The sequence below is a fragment of the Parapedobacter sp. 2B3 genome (assembly GCF_041925275.1).
Lineage (GTDB): Bacteria > Bacteroidota > Bacteroidia > Sphingobacteriales > Sphingobacteriaceae > Parapedobacter > Parapedobacter pyrenivorans_A.
Genome location: NZ_JBHEUZ010000003.1, coordinates 1 through 18,080 on the forward strand (window position 1 = coordinate 1; position 18,080 = coordinate 18,080).

13 protein-coding genes are annotated in these 18,080 nt (G+C 50.5%); all 13 read right to left on the bottom strand.

Translation table 11 applies throughout. The features are described from left to right. Positions 1–3,122, bottom strand: a 3,122-nt coding sequence (locus ACEVG1_RS04490) for a hypothetical protein (RefSeq protein WP_374742367.1), incomplete at its 3' end; no start/stop codon positions are given. 361 nt (positions 3,123–3,483) lie between these two features. After that, the gene (locus tag ACEVG1_RS04495) at positions 3,484–4,131 is read right to left on the bottom strand and encodes a LuxR C-terminal-related transcriptional regulator (RefSeq protein WP_374742368.1); all 648 of its coding nucleotides are present in this window, start codon (positions 4,129–4,131) and stop codon (positions 3,484–3,486) included. 190 nt (positions 4,132–4,321) lie between these two features. Then, positions 4,322–5,014 carry a type 1 glutamine amidotransferase gene (locus ACEVG1_RS04500; RefSeq protein ID WP_374742369.1) on the bottom strand — a complete coding sequence of 231 codons (693 nt, stop codon included), beginning with the start codon at positions 5,012–5,014 and terminating at the stop codon, positions 4,322–4,324. 19 nt (positions 5,015–5,033) lie between these two features. After that, on the bottom strand, positions 5,034–5,303 hold the full coding sequence (locus ACEVG1_RS04505; RefSeq protein WP_374742370.1) for a hypothetical protein: 270 nt from the start codon (positions 5,301–5,303) through the stop codon (positions 5,034–5,036). A 114-nt stretch (positions 5,304–5,417) separates the two neighbouring features. After that, positions 5,418–5,987: a gluconate 2-dehydrogenase subunit 3 family protein gene (locus ACEVG1_RS04510; RefSeq protein ID WP_374742371.1), complete on the bottom strand. Its 570-nt coding sequence runs from the start codon at positions 5,985–5,987 to the stop codon at positions 5,418–5,420. 40 nt (positions 5,988–6,027) lie between these two features. After that, entirely contained in the window at positions 6,028–7,707 is a 1,680-nt protein-coding gene (locus ACEVG1_RS04515; RefSeq protein ID WP_374742372.1) for a GMC oxidoreductase, read from the bottom strand. A 96-nt stretch (positions 7,708–7,803) separates the two neighbouring features. Continuing rightward, entirely contained in the window at positions 7,804–9,048 is a 1,245-nt protein-coding gene (locus ACEVG1_RS04520; protein ID WP_374742373.1) for a nucleoside permease, read from the bottom strand. 17 nt (positions 9,049–9,065) lie between these two features. Next, entirely contained in the window at positions 9,066–9,995 is a 930-nt protein-coding gene (locus ACEVG1_RS04525) for a hydroxypyruvate isomerase family protein (RefSeq protein WP_374742374.1), read from the bottom strand. A gap of 22 nt (positions 9,996–10,017) precedes the next feature. Beyond that, the gene (locus tag ACEVG1_RS04530) at positions 10,018–11,040 is read right to left on the bottom strand and encodes an FAD:protein FMN transferase (RefSeq protein WP_374742375.1); all 1,023 of its coding nucleotides are present in this window, start codon (positions 11,038–11,040) and stop codon (positions 10,018–10,020) included. After that, positions 11,040–12,359: a Gfo/Idh/MocA family protein gene (locus tag ACEVG1_RS04535; RefSeq protein WP_374742376.1), complete on the bottom strand. Its 1,320-nt coding sequence runs from the start codon at positions 12,357–12,359 to the stop codon at positions 11,040–11,042. The genes ACEVG1_RS04530 and ACEVG1_RS04535 overlap by 1 nt, the downstream gene beginning before the upstream one ends. Before the next feature lie 50 nt (positions 12,360–12,409). Continuing rightward, positions 12,410–13,372 (bottom strand): formylglycine-generating enzyme family protein, encoded by a 963-nt coding sequence (locus tag ACEVG1_RS04540; RefSeq protein ID WP_374742377.1) that lies wholly within the window; start codon positions 13,370–13,372, stop codon positions 12,410–12,412. Between the two features lie 209 nt (positions 13,373–13,581). Then, positions 13,582–14,955 carry a tryptophanase gene (locus ACEVG1_RS04545; protein ID WP_374742378.1) on the bottom strand — a complete coding sequence of 458 codons (1,374 nt, stop codon included), beginning with the start codon at positions 14,953–14,955 and terminating at the stop codon, positions 13,582–13,584. Between the two features lie 141 nt (positions 14,956–15,096). Continuing rightward, on the bottom strand, positions 15,097–17,991 hold the full coding sequence (gene infB, locus ACEVG1_RS04550) for a translation initiation factor IF-2 (RefSeq protein ID WP_374742379.1): 2,895 nt from the start codon (positions 17,989–17,991) through the stop codon (positions 15,097–15,099). Between the last annotated feature and the right edge of the window lie 89 nt (positions 17,992–18,080).

The window sequence follows — 18,080 nt, forward strand, 5'->3', positions numbered from 1 at the left end:
AGTGTGGAAGGTGTTGCGATGTTGGTTGCATCGACTACCTTTTCAACGGAAACAGAGGGCGATTGCGTGATGGTCGTCGTTGCATCGTCGCTCACATCGCTGGTCAGTTCATCCGCACCGAAGGTGAACGTGTTCACGATGTCACTGCCGTTGTCAATGTGTAACTGTTCCGCAGCGTAGCTCACCGTGTATGTCCACGTCTCGCCGACATCAAGGATACCGGGATTGGTATCATCGCCGGACGGTGCACCCAATGCCAATGCGGCGCTGGTGCCGTCCTGAGAAACCGCATCGGTCACAGCGACGCCCGTCAGGCTCACGTTACCCGTATTCTCAACGATAATCGTATAGTTAAGTGTTGATGGTACCGCGATGTTAGTTTCATCGACTACCTTTCCAACGGATACCGAAGCAGATTGTGTAATCGCCGTGGTGGCGTCGTCGCTCTCCGGAGTTCCGAGTTCGTCAGCATCGAACGTGAACACGTTCACGATGTCACTGCCGTTGTCGATGTGTGACTGTTCCGCAGCGTAGCTCACCGTATATACCCAGGTCTCGCCGACATCAAGGATACCAGGATTGGTATCATCGCCGGACGGTGCACCCAATGCCAATGCGGCGCTGGTGCCGTCCTGTGTAACCGCGTCGGTCACCGCGATGCCCGTCAAACTGACGTTGCCCGTGTTGGCAACGGTAATCGTATAGTTAAGCGTGGAAGGTGCGGCGATGGAAGCAAGGTCCACTACCTTGTCAACACTTACCGAAGCCGATTGTGTGATCGCCGTCGTCGCGTCGTCGCTCACCTCGCCGGTCAGTTCATCCGCGTCGAACGTGAACACGTTCACGATGTCACTACCGTTGTCGATGTGTGACTGTTCCGCAGCATAGCTGACCGTATATACCCAGGTCTCGCCGACATCAAGGATACCAGGATTGGTATCATCGCCGGACGGTGCACCCAATGCCAATGCGGCGCTGGTGCCGTCCTGTGTAACCGCGTCGGTCACCGCGATGCCCGTCAAACTGACGTTGCCCGTGTTGGCAACGGTAATCGTATAGTTAAGCGTGGAAGGTGCGGCGATGGACGCGAGGTCAACAACCTTGTCCACGCTTACCGAAGGCGACTGCGTGATCGTAGTGGTTATTTCATCTTCATCCGTTGCACCTTCTCCGGTAGTCACCGAAACGGTATTCTGCAAATCGGCACCCTTGTCAATGCGCAGCTGATCTACCGTGTACACAAACGCGTAAGTCCATGTTTCACCGATTTCCAAGATATTGTCGGCGTTATTGGATTCAACCGCAACACCTACAGCGAGCGTCTCGTCCGCAACACCCTGCTGCTTCAACACATCGGTTATACCGACATTTGTCAGATCAAATTCACCAGTATTTTCAATTATTATGGTATATGCCAATTGCCCCGTACCATTTATGTCAGTCAAATCGACCGTTTTTTCAACAGACAGCTCCACACGTTTTACAACAACCTTTACCGGCACAATCTCGCTGACACACCCTGTTTCGTTATCCTGATGTGCCGCGTATGCGGTAAATTCCCCTGCTACAGCGGTACTGACCGCAGGTTTTTCATTGGGTGTGAGCGGATTGCCATTTTCGTCAAACCAAATTAAGGTATAATCTGCTGACGCCGTAACGTTGTATTCGATACCCGTTGCACCCACATAGGTAACTTGATCCACCGCCACAGGAGCAACAGGCAAGGCGTTAACTTTCACTTCGAACACGTCCGAGGCACCCGCACCGGCGCAGCCGTCCACACCGTCGACGTACGCCGTCACCCGATAGTAGGTCGCCTGACTTAACGGGCCGGAATCCAGGGTAGCAGCTGTTTCCCCTGCAATCACCTCCCATAGGTTCTGGTCAACCGATCTTTCCCAAACATATGTATAGACGGGGCTCCCGATGCCGCCCGTAACAGTTGCATTTAGCTGAACAGCCTCGTTCGCACAGATTTCCGCATTCCCGCCAACCACCGATATCTCGGGCAGGTGATTTCTTACGCGCAGTAAAATCGGTGACGATACGGTGCGGCAATTTTCATTGTCAAGTGTTGTAGGATCCCCCGCCACGACCACCCGATACTCGTAGTTGTCGTGCGCCATGGTAACATTGCTTAAGGTAAAGGTTACCTGATCAGCACCGTAGCTCGTTTCATAATTTCCGACATTCGACCAAGCCGCTGATCCGTTCTCACGGCCTTGTAGAACAAAGTGATTGGTTGGATACGCCTCGCCTGCGTTCACTACATTGGCAGTAAACGTCACCGTTTCACCAATACACACAGGGCTTTCCGGACTCGCGCCGAAATTCAGGCTGGGGCCCATCGGCCGGAAGCCGATATCGTCAATAGCGATATCGTTACCATTATGTTGAGAGACGATATTGCTGATCCGGAGCTTGATCTTGTTAACCCCGGCCGGCATTTCGAAATCCATTGTTATCTGCTTCCACGTATTGGCGGGCGAAACGTCGTCATCGGTACTAGGATATGAACTTATCAGTGCATTGGTCGACGCGTTGATAATGTCGAATTGGATGCGCGGCTTGGTACTTCCGCCGTTATTCACGTCTTTCACCCAAGCCGAAAACTCGAACCGGGTTCCTGCACACAACCCTTCCATTTCCCGGTCAAAATAAAGCGTCGTACTGGAATGGGCATCCACTAAAAGCATGTATCCCAATTCACCATCACCTTCGGTATGGTCTAGGCCCGCGTAAAAGTAGACATTTCGGTATCCCCTTGAGTTCGTCACAATGGAATAAGAGCCTCTCCCCACATTATCCCGGTATTGCGGCCCCCAATTCGTGCTGCCATAGGAGGCTGGGGGATTTGACGGGATGTAGAAAAGTAAATTGTTCGGGTCGATGTCAGACAAAGGTGTTTTCCTGAAATACACCTGCCCTTGATTACCGTTTTGCGTCGACGTGTAATGTTCGTGGTCCGGATTGCCCGGAACTGCCCTTCCAAAATCCTCAAAGATAATGAAGTCACCATAACCGGATGACTGAGCAAAACTCTCTACACTGCCAAACAGCGCTGTTAATAAGACAAAAAGGAATGTCTTCTTGAAAACACTAAGTAAAAATCTACGATTCATAGCGATACGTTGAAATCAAAGAGAACTTCAGATGGATACTGCGGGGTTGGAACGACGTTGTCAATTTCCCGAAATTGACACACTGGGTTTGTACCCGCTTGGTTAGCTCCCAAATTCATTTTTCAAACCGAAATTAATAGATGTGACTAATCTGCTCTGATAGGGCCATATACCCTGTTCAGGCACACAAAGAGAATGATTTGCAGCGCAGGCGGCAATCCGGTGTATACAAACGACAGGAAAATGTATGTGAACGGCGATTTGTGTAGCAGTTATGCTACAACACGCTTAAGGTCTGGGATGGAATGATAAAAGGTCTATCGGGGAAGCTCCTAATATGGCTTTAAAAAGCGGGGGCAATTTATCGGTAAATTTCCCACACCGCGATAAGGTCGGACAAGGTTTTTACACCGACTTTCTTGAAGATCCGTTTCTTATATGTGCTGATGGTTGTCTCCTTTAAACTCGTCAACTTACCGATCTGTGAGAGGGAACTTCCTTTGACCAACAGATCGGCAATTTGGTATTCTCTTGACGAAAGCCGGTGAGCTGCCTTCGACGGGGCTGTTTGTTGCTTAGAAACGGATGCACTATCGGCTATTTCTCCGTGGAAAACACCACCGCGCAAGGCTGTTTCGATAGCGAGCACGATATCGTCTATATCCGCATTTTTCGCTAGAAATCCGTTGGTGCCGAAAGCCAGGTATTTCGGTCCGTAAACTGCTTCATCCAACTCGGAAAAAATCAATATACGGGTGAGTGGACTGACTGACTTGATATGCTCCACGGCTCCCAATAAATGGCTGCTATCTCCTATTTCGGCATCGAGCACCACCAAATCGTAATCTTTCTTTGGCAAATCGCTGATCGTCTCCTGGAAATTTTTGGCTTCGCCAATGGCCGACATTGGAAAATGTTGTTTCACCAGCCATTTCATCGCTACCCCCACCACCTCGTGGCAATAGGTCAGGAATATGTTATGCTCAACATTTGCTAAGTTACTTCCCATGCTGCATATAGTAGGTATGTTCCCCTGTTGTTTGTTGTTTGATCTTTCTCTTGGGATCAAAGTTAGGTGGTTAAACAGCTATTAGAAAATCAATGCATGTAAACAGCAGAAAAATGTGTACGAACGACACGGCAGGGCTTTGGGGCCTTGGCGGGTTAGGTGTTGGGATGGATTGGGATGTTAAAAAATGTCAACGCAGAAAACGGGTAAGCACGTCGTTACACAACCGCTGGTTTTCAGCAAGAGCCAAATCACTGCGCAGCATGGCTTCTTCCTGCACGAAATTACCGGGCACCACGTCTGCCCACGCATTCTCCAGCAACACCTTCACATCGGCGGGTGTTGTCTCCACATGGAATTGCAATGCCAACAGCTGATTTCCCACTGCAAATGCCTGGTTCTTGTTTGCCTCTGAAGAGGCTAAATTGATGGAGCCATAGGGTATCTCAAACTTGTCGGCATGCCAATGGAATACCGTTGGGCTGCCGGAAAAGAGTTCATAAAACCAAGGGAGCGCTTTGGCTTCATCGGTGGCGACCACCGGAAACCAACCTATTTCTTTATTGGGGGCGGGCTTTACCGCTGCGCCCAATACATTCGCCAGTAGCTGGGCGCCTAAACAAATTCCGAGAACTTTCTTCCCCCCTTCAATGGCGGCTTTAATCACCTCCTTTTCGTCAGTCAGCCAGCCATATTGGGCCTCGTCAAACACGCTCATTGGCCCACCCAACACAATCAATGCATCGATTTCTTCCAACTTGGGCAGCTGCCATGTCTCGTCAAAAAAACGGGTAGCAGTCAGCTGATGGCCATTGGCTGCGGCCCATGATTGGATATGGCCCAGCCCTTCGTAAGGTACATGCTGGAAATAATGTATGTTCATGACGACGCAACCACTTCGCTTAGTAATCAATATCTAATAGACTGCCTAGCGGCAACACGACTCCGTTCTTTATCTGTAACGCATCGTCCGTGAGCGTCCACACGGTCGTTTCCACGCGTTTGGGACCCTCGACTGTTTGGAACGTAATCGTTGCCTTGGACTTAAACTCATTGCCCAAGCGAAGCGCACCCTGCAATTTCTGATGCAATTCCGTTACATGGTCTTCTGATGCCCGCGCCAATTTATACTTCGGGATATCTTCTTTAGATATTAACTCTACCGTTGTCATGCTGTTTGTTTGAATAAAACAATACTACGCAAATTCGCCCGAAATCGCAATAACCGGATAGAAAAAATACCGAAATGCAAGCCCATCAGAACAGGGAATCCCTGTTCTGACAGGTTAGGTTGCCCACGCCTTGTCGCCTTTCTTATAGGGGTAGTCGCCATCATATTTGCCAGGAATCTGGACATACCGGAGCGCCTTGGTGGCTCCCAATTCCGACGTAAAAAACCCAAGTAGTGTCAGCTGCTTAAACAGGTGGAAGTAATGATTGGGGTCATCTCCGGTTTTATTCCGTTGGTGTTCCTTGGCCTCTTTATCAATGGCCGCCAGTAGTTCGGTACGCTCGTCTGCACTAAGTTCCTGAAACTTACGGCCAAATTTCTCCTTGGCGGTGCCCTCCAACGAAGCGAGCCCCTCGACAAATGTCTGCTGATCTTTTTCGGTATAACAATCTTTCACCATCACCGGAATGAAAGCCCCCACACCGGCTTCCTTCGCTCCGGGGCTACCCGTAGGCGGTAAAATGGTGTCTGCGATGTCACCGAGGAAATCGACGGTAGCTGGTTCAAAAAGGCGCTCCACATTCATGGTTGCCTCCCTAGTACATCCTTCCAAAAATAGATTGGCACCCACCACCGTTCCCCCCATTATCCAAGCAACCCGCGCCAACGCTTCTCTTCTGTTCATAGCTGTTTTCTTTTTAAAGTTAACATTCCCTGCGTATGCATCACAGGTTACCCTTTTTTAGTTCCGAGGTGGCAAAATCTACCGCGCGGGCGGTCAATGCCATATAAGTGAGTGATGGATTCACGCAGGCCCCCGAGGTCATACAGGCTCCATCGGTTACAAACACATTCTGTGCATCCCACACCTGGTTATTGCCATTCAATACGGAGGTTTTGGGATCCCTTCCCATCCGAGCCGTCCCCATCTCATGGATGCCTTGGCCGAAGCCGTATCCATTATCGTATGTATAAACGTCTTTTACCCCCACCTCTTCGAGCATTTCCTGGCAATCTTCCATCATATCCTTACGCATCTTCAACTCATTCTCCTTTATTTCCATATCCATGGCAAGCACGGGCAGCCCCCACTTATCTTTCACTTCCTTGTCAAGGAATATCCTGTTCTCATGGTAAGGCAATATCTCGCCAAATGCGGTGAAGCCGACCGACCACGAGCCGGGTTCGCATAGGGCGTCTTTCCATTCGGCACCGATACTCATTTCGGCAATTTCGCCGCTCCAACGGCCGCGGCTTGCCGACCCTTGATAACCGAACCCGCGCACATAATCGCGCTTGTCATCGCCCACATTGCGGTAGCGCGGGATATACAATCCATTGGCCCGGCGGCCGAAATAGTACTTATCTTCATACCCTTCCACCCTACCTCCGGCGCCGCAGCGGAAATGGTGGTCCATCGCATTGTGGCCAAGCTCACCGCTGCTACTGCCCAGTCCGCCTTCCCACACGTCGGTGGCCGAGTTCATCAGTATCCAGGTGGAGTTAAAGGCCGAGGCACATATAAATACGATTTTTGCAAAATATTCGTACGTCTGGTTTGTTTCTGCATCCACTATTTCCACGCCCTTGGCGCGCTGCGTATCCTTGTCGTAAAGGATACGTGTTACGATAGAAAACGGACGCAGCGTAAGGTTCCCCGTAGCGATCGCTGGCGGCAATGTAGACGATTGCGTACTGAAATACGCGCCGAAATTACAACCCAGCCAGCACTGGTTTTGGTACTGGCAGTTCATCCGGCCTTCATGGGGCTTGGTCAGGTTGGCTACGCGCCCCATGATGAAATGCCGCTTTCCGTTGTAGTGAGACTTGATACGGGCCGCCAGGTCTTTTTCGACCACATTCATATCCATGGGCGGAAGGAAATCACCATCGGGCAACACATCCAGTCCATCCCTGTTACCGCTGATGCCCGCCCATTTTTCCGCGTAGCTATACCATGGTGCTATATCCTTATACCGGATGGGCCAGTCCACGCCGTGGCCATCTTTCATATTCGCCTCGAAATCGAGGTCGCTGTGACGGTAGCTTTGCCGCCCCCACATTAAAGAGCGCCCCCCCACATGGTAGCCGCGATACCAGTCGAAGCGTTTCACTTCAACATACGGACTTTCTTTTTCATTCACCCAGAAATCCAGGTTTTTCTCATTCAGCGGATAATCCCTGCTTAACACGGGATAGTCTTCGATCATCTGCTGCGTGCGGCCACCGCGATGCGGGAAATCCCATGGATGCTTCGTCGCCGCCGGGTAGTCTTTCACATGTTCCACGTTACGTCCACGCTCAAGCATGATCGTTTTGAGGCCTTTTTGGGTCAACTCTTTCGCAGCCCAGCCACCGCTGATACCTGATCCGATCACAATCGCATCATATACGTTATCTGCCATAGTCTGTATTTATAGTGTTTATTTAGTTATATTTATTGTACCGCTTAGCCCACAACATGGTACTATTAATCACGTCATTTGTCAAAATTTATTGCGCTACCTTCCCGATTTATCGGTCATCTGCGCCTGTTCATTTTTGAAAAAGACCGCAAATAAAAATAGTACCACCGCAGCGATTCCGGCGGGTACGAGCCAGATATTTTGCCATAGCGGATCGTTCGTTGGGTTTTCTTTGTAATATTCACTAATGAAACCGGCCACCCAGAAACCGATCAACTGGCCAACGCCATAGGTGGCCAATGTAATCAAACCCTGGGCCGAACTCTTATACTTCTCCCCCGCCTTCGCGTCCGTATATATCTGGCCGGAAACAAAGAAGAAATCATAACAGATACCGTGCAACGCGATACCGATAATGAGCATGTAAGTCAATTCGCCCGCGTTGCCATACGCAAATAACAAGTAGCGGATGGCCCAAGCCAGCATCCCCAGCAGGATGGTATTCTTGAACCCTATCCGGGTAAACAGAAACGGCAACAGTAAAAGGAAAACTGCTTCCGATACCTGCCCGATAGCCATCTTACCCGTCGGATTGGCCAAACCTGCTTCCGACAGGAATAGATTTGCATTCTGGTAATAGAAAGCGAGTGGGATACAGATTAAAACCGAGGCAAAGAAAAACACAAGGTAATTCCTATTGGCCAATAGTTTGACGGCATCGAGCCCAAGGATTTCCGAGAGGCTGCGCTTCTCATTGCCCCCGTTTCCTACAGGTGGTGTTTTTGGCAACGTAAAGCTGAAGACCCCCAACACCAATGAGGCAACACTGGCCATAAGAAACGTATTCTTCAATAATCCTTCTTTTATCCCTTCGGTCGAATCCCATCCAAGGAAACTGATGGTGAGCCCCGCCGCAATCCAACCGATGGTGCCCCAAACACGGATACCTGAAAATGACGTTTCGGGATTGGCCAGCTGCCGGAAAGAAACGGAATTGACCAGCGCCAATGTAGGCATGTAGGCAACCATATAAACAAAAACATACGGATAAAAGTGGCCCACGCTCGCAGAACTGTACATCTGATACATCAATACGGCGCCCAGTAAGTGCAGTACCGCTAGGATGCGCTCGGCATTGAAATACTTGTCTGCAATCAGCCCGATGATAAACGGTGCGATGATAGCGCCCCAAGACTGTGTGGAGAACACATTGGCTACCTCATAACCGGATGCGCTCAGGTTCTGCGGCAGAAAGGTTCCCAATGTGACAAACCATGCTCCCCAAATGAAAAATTCAAGGAACATCATGAAAGAGAGCTTGATTCGCGTACCTACCGCCATCCTGTTAGCCTATGGGATTAACTCAGGAAATTATCGACCTCGCGGTAAGCGGCCATCAGTTTAACCTCGCCCTCTTTACCACCTTGGGACTTGCCGTGTTCCATACCCACCACACCGCGGTACCCCTTATCGTAAATGTATTTAAATACATTCTTGTAGTGTATCTCACCGGTGGTTGGCTCCTTTCGGCCCGGATTATCGCCTACCTGGATATAGGCTATTTCTTCCCAACAGCGCTCCATACTCGCTATCAAATCGCCTTCGTTGCGTTGCATGTGGAAGATATCGTACAGTATTTTACACGACGGGCTATTCACGCCCTTGCAGATGAGATAAGTCTGGGCCGAATGCTGTAAGAAAAGATTCGGCGAATCGCTTAATGGCTCAAGCACCATGATGATGCCATGTGGCTCGAGTATTTCCGCTCCCCGCCGCAACGCTTCGATCACATTGGCTGTTTGGATATCTACGGGCAGGTGCCGTGCGAAATCACCCGGTACCACCGTCGTAAATTTACCTCCACACCGCTTTGACAGTTCTACGGCTTCCCGGCAGCCCTTCAGGAAAATATCAATATGCTCCTGTTTGCCGGCAGCCAGCGTATTTGCGCCATTCCCGCCTTTGTCCAGTACAAATACCCCCATCGCCATACCCAACTTGGCGAGCAGGCTGCCAATACGCTCCTGCTCCTCAACAGAGCGGCCCGAAAACCCATTGTCTTCGATGCTGCGGAAACCGTGATCGTATGCAAACTGAATCTGATCAAGGACATTCTTCCCTGCATGGTTCTCGAACTGGCCTTGGTGGGGCCCATAATTGAGATTAAACGGCTTGGTTTCGGGTATCGCCGGCTTGGACCCTACCCTGGAAAACGCTGGCGATAAACCGCCACTCATTACGGCCCCTGTAGCCAGCAGCGAGTTTTTTACAAATTGACTTCTCTTCATGTTCATTAACGATTAAATATGATCAATTGGCTATTAGTTTTTTAAAACCTAGGCTCATGGTATCCCTTATCGAGCCCTCTTTATCTTGATAGATAATGAATACTTCCATCCCCTTGAAACGGTTCGCAAATGTGATGGCTTCTGCTACGGGCATCGCCATGATCACATTGTCATACCCGTCCGCCGTCATCGCTTCATCACTATATACCGTGGCGCTTATAATACCGGTAGCAAACGGATACCCTGTTTTTGGGTTAATATGATGAGAAACGCGCCTATCCCCTTCCTGCAAGAACTTCCGGTAACTACCGGCCGTTGTGATGGCGCCTCGCTGTATCTCTACCACGTCATTGACCACCGTTGCGTTCCCATCGGAAGGTACCGGGCGCTCAATCCCCACACGGAACGGTGTGCCATCGGGCTTCGGCCCTTTCACACGTAGCTCGCCTCCCAACTCAACGAGGTAGCGGGCAATGCCCTTGCTTTCCAAGTGATCCGCCAACACATCCACGCTATACCCTTGCGCAATGCCGTTCATGTCTAGCGCTACCCCTGGCTTCCTTTTTATCAATAGCCTCCCCCTACGTCTGATTTTATCCATACCCACGCGGGCCAACACTTCGTTTACAGCCGCACTATCGGGCAGGTGATCCACGGCTTCTACTCCGAACCCCCACAGCTGCACGAGCGGAGCTACGGTTATGTCAAACAATCCACCGCTGCGCCGGTATATCTCAAATGAACGCCGGAGCACGCGTTGGAAATGCGCATCGGCTACCCGTATCCGACCGTCGCTTTCGTTGATTTTATTGATCAACGAATAGGGCTTATATAAAGACATCGAACTATCGATCGATGCCAATATACTATCGATGGTCCCTTTTGAAACGGATTGTTCGTTCGCGTAATATGTAATCGCATACGTGGTGCCCTGTGCGTACCCGGCTAAATGGTATGGTTTCAGACCGGGCTCATCGAAACCGGATGGCACAAACCATCCGGCTACGACTATGGACAATACACGCCAGCTATCCCATCCGGCCACTACAATACGACCGTCTGGCCGGGTATTGCGTGCTGATAAAAGCCGTCCTCGTTCGGAAGCACTTTTGGCAGGGCATCCCAAGCGAAGCGTTCCGGCATCAAATCGATGTTGGATTTCAACGCGTCTTCCCATTTGATAACCTGCCCCGAATAGGTGGCCAACCGGCCGATGATACCGGTAAGCGTACTGTACGCCCCATACTCAGCATCGTCAAACTTGTATTCTCCTTTGCTTATTGCATCAAAAAGTTCCACATGCTCGTGCTGGTACGGATTTGCGTTCCCTTGTTTGGGATGGGTAAACAACTTATTGCCCTTTTGATCCCAAAGGATGCCATCGTTGCCAGCCGAAAGATACACGCGCCCTTTCGTACCTTGGAAAGTTTCATCCACCCGGTTGGAAGTTCCTTCAAAATGCCGGCATTGACTGTAAATTACCGATCCGTCGGCATAGGTCAGCTCAACGGCGTGATTGTCATAAATCTCGCCGTGTTCTTTGCCCGTACGCCAGGCACGGCTACCGGTTCCCTGTATCGATACGGGATAGCTTCCCTTTACCCAATTAGCCACATCAATCTGATGGACGTGCTGTTCTACTATATGATCACCGCACAGCCAATTGAAATAATACCAATTGCGCATCTGGTATTCCATTTCCGTCTGTTCCGGAGTTCGTGGCCGCACCCATACGCCGCCACTGTTCCAATAAACCTGGCCGGACACGATATCGCCAATGGCACCGTCTTGAATCCGCTTTATCGTCTCGCGATAAACGGCTTGGTATCTGCGTTGCAATCCCACCACCACATTTAGTTTTTTTCGCTTTGCTTCCTCAGCGGCGGCAAGCACCTTGCGAATCCCGGGCACGTCTACTGCTACGGGTTTTTCCATAAATACATGTTTGCCCAGACGAATCGCTTCTTCGAAATGGATAGGCCGGAATCCCGGAGACGTAGCGAGGATGACCACATCGGCCAATGGAATCGCGTGTTTATACGCATCAAATCCAACGAATTTCCGATCTTCAGATAAATCCAGCTTGTCTGCATGTCTTGCCGAAAGCTTCTCAAACGCGTCATCCAAGCGGTCGCGAAAAGCATCTGCCATTGCGACAATCTTAATGTTAGCACCCGATGCGATGGCATCGAATGCTGCACCGGTACCGCGACCGCCGCAACCGATTAACGCCACTTTAATCGTGTCGTCTACACTCGCATTCGCACCGATGAAAGGTGCACTGCTCAACATTGCTCCACCCGCCAATAAGGCCGATGTTTTTAAAAATTCCCGGCGTTGACCGCCCAAACTTGATTTATCCATCTGTTTTAGCTTATCTAAATGGTTAACAAAATAAATGTCGTAAAGTAATATCAATAATCCTCTATCGGTGCCCGATCAAAATAGGCCATAATTTCCGCTTCGGACGGCGGGTTTAGCGGCCTAACCAAGCGCAATCCAATAAACGGGGCCTCGGGAAACCACCAATTGCTTTTTGGAATCTGCGGATCGAGTTGTTTCCAAGACGGATCGGAGGGCAAGCGCGATGCGGCCCGCAAATCTCGCGCGGCATCGCTGAATGAACCGCCCCGTATACTGTGCGGATATAGCTTATCAGGCAAAGCCACGGGGTTTTCGGCCGTGGTGCCATCAAACTGTTGATAGAAATCAGCTATGTATTGGTCATACGTCCACTCAGCCACATTTCCGTGCATATCATAAAGCCCCCAAGCATTGGGCTTCTTCTGCCCCACCGCATGTGTTTTTCCATCGCTATTGGTCGCGTACCAGGCGTAATCATCCAAGGCAGCAGCATCATCTCCGAAGTAGTACGCAGCAGCACTGCCCGCGCGGCAAGCATATTCCCATTCCGCTTCGGTGGGCAAACGGTAAAATATACCGGTACGAACATACAGCCATTTGCAAAACTGGATGGCATTGTAGTGGGTCATGGCAAGGGCCGGATGGCCTTCTTTACCCATACCAAATGTCATATCCAAATAAGGCTTGGTGGGCCTTGTCACCGCATCCACCTGGGGCGACACACTGCCGCTGCTACGGGTAAGCTCAAGGTCCTTGTAAACAAAGGGCTCGTATATGTCCCACGTTACTTCGTACGTGCCCATCCAAAACGGTGCTATCTTTACCTGGTGAACCGGCTGTTCATCCGGATTACCATTCGTACTCCCCATCGCAAACTCACCGGCCGGAATCGGTTGCATGGTAAAACTGAGGGATGTGCCCTCAATCGACTGGCTATAGGGTTTGAACTCTTCTTGGGCTACGGCAACATTCAGCAAAAATATGCCCGAAAAAACAAAGGGATTAACAGTCATCTCAGCTACAATCAATAAAATTGGTGGCTGAATTTACTGCCTTTTTATTTAAATCCAAAAATTCGAGGATTTAATTTCGATCACCGCACAGGTATTCAGCATGGCAGTCTGCCCCGCTGTGATGCGAGAAACGCCACTTCGGTGTATTAATTACACCCGGACCGGGCATGTAAACGTGTGGAAAACTTTCTGGCCGGCAACGTATACCTTCATGGCACCAACTCAAATCTTGCGGTAAAATGCCGGAGCATCGGCGGTTCGTACGTAAGTTTATACCCGCGGAATCCTTGCCTCTTCTGGTAAACTGCAAGGATTACTTCCGCTACGTAATCAATATGGCTTTGTGTATAGACCCGCCGCGGGATAGCGAGCCTTACGAGTTCCATCGGCGGCGACAGGAGACTGCCGTCGGCGGCATATTTACCAAACATAACCGAGCCGATTTCTACGCCGCGTATGCCCCCTTCGAGGTACAAGGCATTGCAAAGGGCTTGCCCGGGGTATTGGTGCACCGGTATGTGGTCCATGAACCTGCCGGCGTCGAGGTAGACCGCATGCCCTCCCGTTGGCTTTACATACGGAATGCCGAATGCGTCGAGCTTCTCCCCTATATATTGGATGCTCCGTATGCGGTACCTCAGGTAATCTTCGTCCATCACTTCGCGTAAACCGATGGCGATTGCTTCCAGATCGCGCCCGGCGAGCCCGCCATAGGTTGGGAAACCCTCGGTGATGACCAACAGATTACGGCACTTTTCAGCCAATTGCGCATCCCGCATGGCCAAGAATCCGCCGATATTGGCGAACGCGTCCTTCTTCGCACTCATGGTACATCCATCTGCGTGCGAAAACATTTCCCGGGAAATCTGTAAGATACTTTTCGACTCATAGCCGGGTTCACGCAGCTTAATGAAATAGGCATTCTCGGCAAATCGGCATGCATCGATAAATAACGGTATCCCGTGCGCTTGGCAAATCGCATGTACCGCTTTGATGTTGGCCATACTCACCGGCTGACCGCCCCCTGAATTATTGGTCACCGTCAATACCACCAGTGAAATATGCTCGGCGCCTTGTTCGGCAATGAACGCCTGCAGCGCGGCGGCATCCATGTTGCCCTTAAAGGGTGCCACGGTCTCGGCGTCGTTGCCTTCGGCACACCGGAGGTCTACGCCCTCCGCGCCGGAAAACTCTACGTTGGCACGGGTGGTGTCAAACAGCGTATTGCTCAATACGTATTTGCCCTTGCCACCCATGATGGAAAACAGGATTCTCTCCGAGGCCCTTCCCTGGTGCGTGGGTATAATGAATGGCATGCCCGTTACCTCATTGACTATCTTTTCGAAACGGAAAAAACTATCGCTGCCAGCATAGCTTTCATCGCCCCGCATCATTCCTGCCCATTGCTCACTGCTCATCGCACTGGTGCCACTATCGGTCAGCAGGTCGATGATCACATCCCTCGCCTTGATTAGAAATGGGTTATAGTGTGCTTGTTTTAAGATACCGGAGCGCTCCTTGCGCGAGGAAAAATAAATCGGTTCAACCGATTTGATCCGGAAAGGTTCAATTATAGTATTCATGGAAAAAAATCATTAAACGTTCGACCATTTCGTTAAGCAACAAAAAAGCGCTCGGCCCGGTTTTAATAAAGCCGGGCCACACGCTTTTCTATGCCAAACTATGACGGGCGTTTAATGATATTCATCCACATAGGGGGTACGTTAGAGTTTGCGCTTCACTTCCACTTGTTCGTAGGCTTCGATGATATCGCCCACTTTGATGTCATTGAAGTTCTGGATATTCAATCCGCATTCATAGCCCGCCGATACCTCTTTCACGTCATCTTTAAACCGTTTGAGTGATGCAAGCTGTCCCGAATAGACAACCACGCCATCACGGATAATGCGGATGCTATGGTTCCGGTTGATCTTGCCATCCAGCACCATACATCCGGCAATCGTACCTACTTTACTTATCTTAAAGGTTTCACGGATTTCCACGTTGGCAACGATTTTCTCCTCGTATTTCGGCTCGAGCATTCCTTCCATTGCGGCCTTGACTTCCTCAATCGCGTCGTAAATAATGGAGTACAACCGGATATCAATCTGTTCCTGTTCGGCCAACTTGCGGGCACTGGTAGATGGCCGTACCTGGAAGCCGATGATAATGGCATCGGAGGCAGATGCCAGCAACACATCCGATTCGGATATCTGGCCAACCGATTTATGGATCACGTTGACCTGGATCTCTTCTGTGGACAATTTGAGCAACGAGTCAGACAATGCTTCGATGGAACCGTCGACGTCGCCTTTCACGATGACATTCAGTTCCTTGAAGTTACCGATTGCCAACCGCCTGCCGATTTCGTCGAGCGTAATGTGCTTCTGCGTACGGAGTCCCTGTTCACGTTGCAATTGAAGTCTTTTATTCGCCACTTGCCTTGCCTCGACTTCACTCTCCATTTCATAGAACTTATCCCCGGCAGTCGGCGCTCCGGACATACCTAATATCTGTACGGGAGTTGAAGGACCTGCTTCGCTCACTTTTTGACCACGCTCATTATGCAAAGCCTTCACCTTGCCACTATGGGACCCTGCCAATATAGCCCCACCTACTCGGAGTGTTCCCGAGAGGATTAATACGGTGGTAACAATTCCCCGTCCCTTGTCAAGACTGGCCTCAATAACTGAACCAACAGCACGTTTCTTCGGATCGGCTGTTAATTCAAGAAGTTCGGCTTCAAGTAATACCTTTTCAAGCAATTGATCAACATTTTGTCCTGTTTTTCCGGATATTTCTTGACATTGGTATTTGCCTCCCCAGTCTTCTACCAAAATATTCATTGTTGAAAGCTGCTCGCGGATCCTGTCTGCGTTGGCACCCGGTTTATCAATTTTTGTAAATGCAAATACAATAGGAACGCCAGCCGCCTGTGCGTGATTAATTGCTTCTCTTGTTTGTGGCATCACCGCGTCATCAGCGGCAATCACAATGATAGCAATATCGGTTACCTGTGCACCGCGGGCGCGCATGGCCGTAAATGCCTCGTGCCCCGGTGTATCCAAGAATGTCAGTTTACGCCCGTCGTCCAATGTCACTTCATAGGCCCCGATATGCTGGGTTATCCCGCCCGCTTCACCACCGATTACGTTCGTTTTGCGTACGTAGTCTAGCAGTGAGGTCTTACCGTGGTCCACGTGGCCCATCACCGTTACGATCGGTGCCCGGGGTACCAGGTTTTCAGCGTTGTCCGGTTCTTCAAGCTCCGTATTCTCCTCATCTTCCGGCTTCACAAACTCGATTTCGTAACCAAATTCATCGGCTACAATCGCAATCGTTTCCGCATCCAATCGTTGGTTTATCGAAACGAACAAGCCCAAACTCATACAGGTAGCGATAATCTGCGTTACCTGCACACCCATCATATTAGCTAGGTCGTTGGCCGTTACAAATTCCGTAACTTTCAACACCTTAGACATCATTTCCTGTTCCAAGGCTGCTTCTTCGGCCGAGTGAGCTATGTCGTCCCGCTTTTGGCGGCGGAGCTTCGCGCGTTGAGCAAACTTGCCGGACTTGCCCGCACCACTGAGCCGTGCAAGTGTGGCCTTGATTTGATCCTGGATTTCCTTTTCCGACGGTTCCTCGCGGTTCTCAGCACCAGGACGCGGCTTACCCCTGAAATCAGGCCGCCCTTTGCCACCGCCTTGATGGCCTGTGGCTTGCTGTGTGCCCGGACGTTGCGTTGTTGGTTTATCTTTCCGTTTGCGTTTACGCTTCTGGTCTTGGGATGTCCCTCCGGCAGCACTCGACGACGCCACCGGTTTTTCCTTGGGTTGATGTACAGGCAAATCAATGCGCCCAACAACATTGGGGCCGGTAAGACGCTGTGCACGGGCCCGGATGACCTCACGTTGCGGTTCGCGGGTATCGCTCTTGGCTTCCGCTTTCGGCACTTCAGGCCGGGCCACCACTTTCGGGGCAGGTTGTTCGGGTGCTGGAGCTACAGGCTGCTCTTCGGCCGGTTCTGCTACAGGCACTTCCTTTTCCGGTTGTTCAACCGGCTTGTCAGTGGCTGCCGGCTCCACAGCATCGCTGGGTGCGAATTCTTCTACCTGCTTCGCTTTCTCGTCTTCCTTGTTAGCTTTCGGCTCGGATTTTCCGCCTTTTTTGAAATTCGACAGATCGATTTTGCCAACAATTTTCATCCCTGTATGGGAGGACTCCTCTGCAGCAGCTGTCGGTTCCACAGGTTTTTCCTGGCCCTTATCCGGCTCAGGAGTCGCAACCGCTTCCCGTTCTTCCGGTATAAAAGCGCCCGTATTCTTGATAAGAATCTCTTCAGCATCGCTCTCGCCTTTCGGTTTTAGCACAACGGTTTCGGCCGGTGATTCTTCACGGCGAATTTTGCCAATGATGATTTGATTGGCCTCCTCCTTCACAATCTTGTCGCCCTGAAACTCCCTCAACAGCACATCGTAGGTCTCGCTGTCCAGCTTGGTTGCCGGCTTGGGTTCAACTTCATAGCCACTTTTGGCTAAAAAATCCACAGCGGTACCTATACCAATGTTCAGTTCTTTTGCTGCTTTCAGCAGTGTTATGCGTTTACCTTCTGACATCTAATTTATTTACCTCTCGTTTTTGTGCTATACAAAAGTATATTTTTTTAAGCGTTTATCGGCAATGAATTAAAAAAGCGTGGAGCGCC

Excerpts from the sequence above, each read along its gene's own strand:
- ACEVG1_RS04495 (WP_374742368.1), bottom strand. The coding sequence starts at position 4,131 with ATGGGAAGTAACTTAGCAAATGTTGAGCATAACATATTCCTGACCTAT.
- ACEVG1_RS04500 (WP_374742369.1), bottom strand. The coding sequence starts at position 5,014 with ATGAACATACATTATTTCCAGCATGTACCTTACGAAGGGCTGGGCCAT.
- ACEVG1_RS04505 (WP_374742370.1), bottom strand. The coding sequence starts at position 5,303 with ATGACAACGGTAGAGTTAATATCTAAAGAAGATATCCCGAAGTATAAA.
- ACEVG1_RS04510 (WP_374742371.1), bottom strand. The coding sequence starts at position 5,987 with ATGAACAGAAGAGAAGCGTTGGCGCGGGTTGCTTGGATAATGGGGGGA.
- ACEVG1_RS04515 (WP_374742372.1), bottom strand. The coding sequence starts at position 7,707 with ATGGCAGATAACGTATATGATGCGATTGTGATCGGATCAGGTATCAGC.
- ACEVG1_RS04520 (WP_374742373.1), bottom strand. The coding sequence starts at position 9,048 with ATGGCGGTAGGTACGCGAATCAAGCTCTCTTTCATGATGTTCCTTGAA.
- ACEVG1_RS04525 (WP_374742374.1), bottom strand. The coding sequence starts at position 9,995 with ATGAAGAGAAGTCAATTTGTAAAAAACTCGCTGCTGGCTACAGGGGCC.
- ACEVG1_RS04535 (WP_374742376.1), bottom strand. The coding sequence starts at position 12,359 with ATGGATAAATCAAGTTTGGGCGGTCAACGCCGGGAATTTTTAAAAACA.
- ACEVG1_RS04540 (WP_374742377.1), bottom strand. The coding sequence starts at position 13,372 with ATGACTGTTAATCCCTTTGTTTTTTCGGGCATATTTTTGCTGAATGTT.
- ACEVG1_RS04545 (WP_374742378.1), bottom strand. The coding sequence starts at position 14,955 with ATGAATACTATAATTGAACCTTTCCGGATCAAATCGGTTGAACCGATT.
- infB (WP_374742379.1), bottom strand. The coding sequence starts at position 17,991 with ATGTCAGAAGGTAAACGCATAACACTGCTGAAAGCAGCAAAAGAACTG.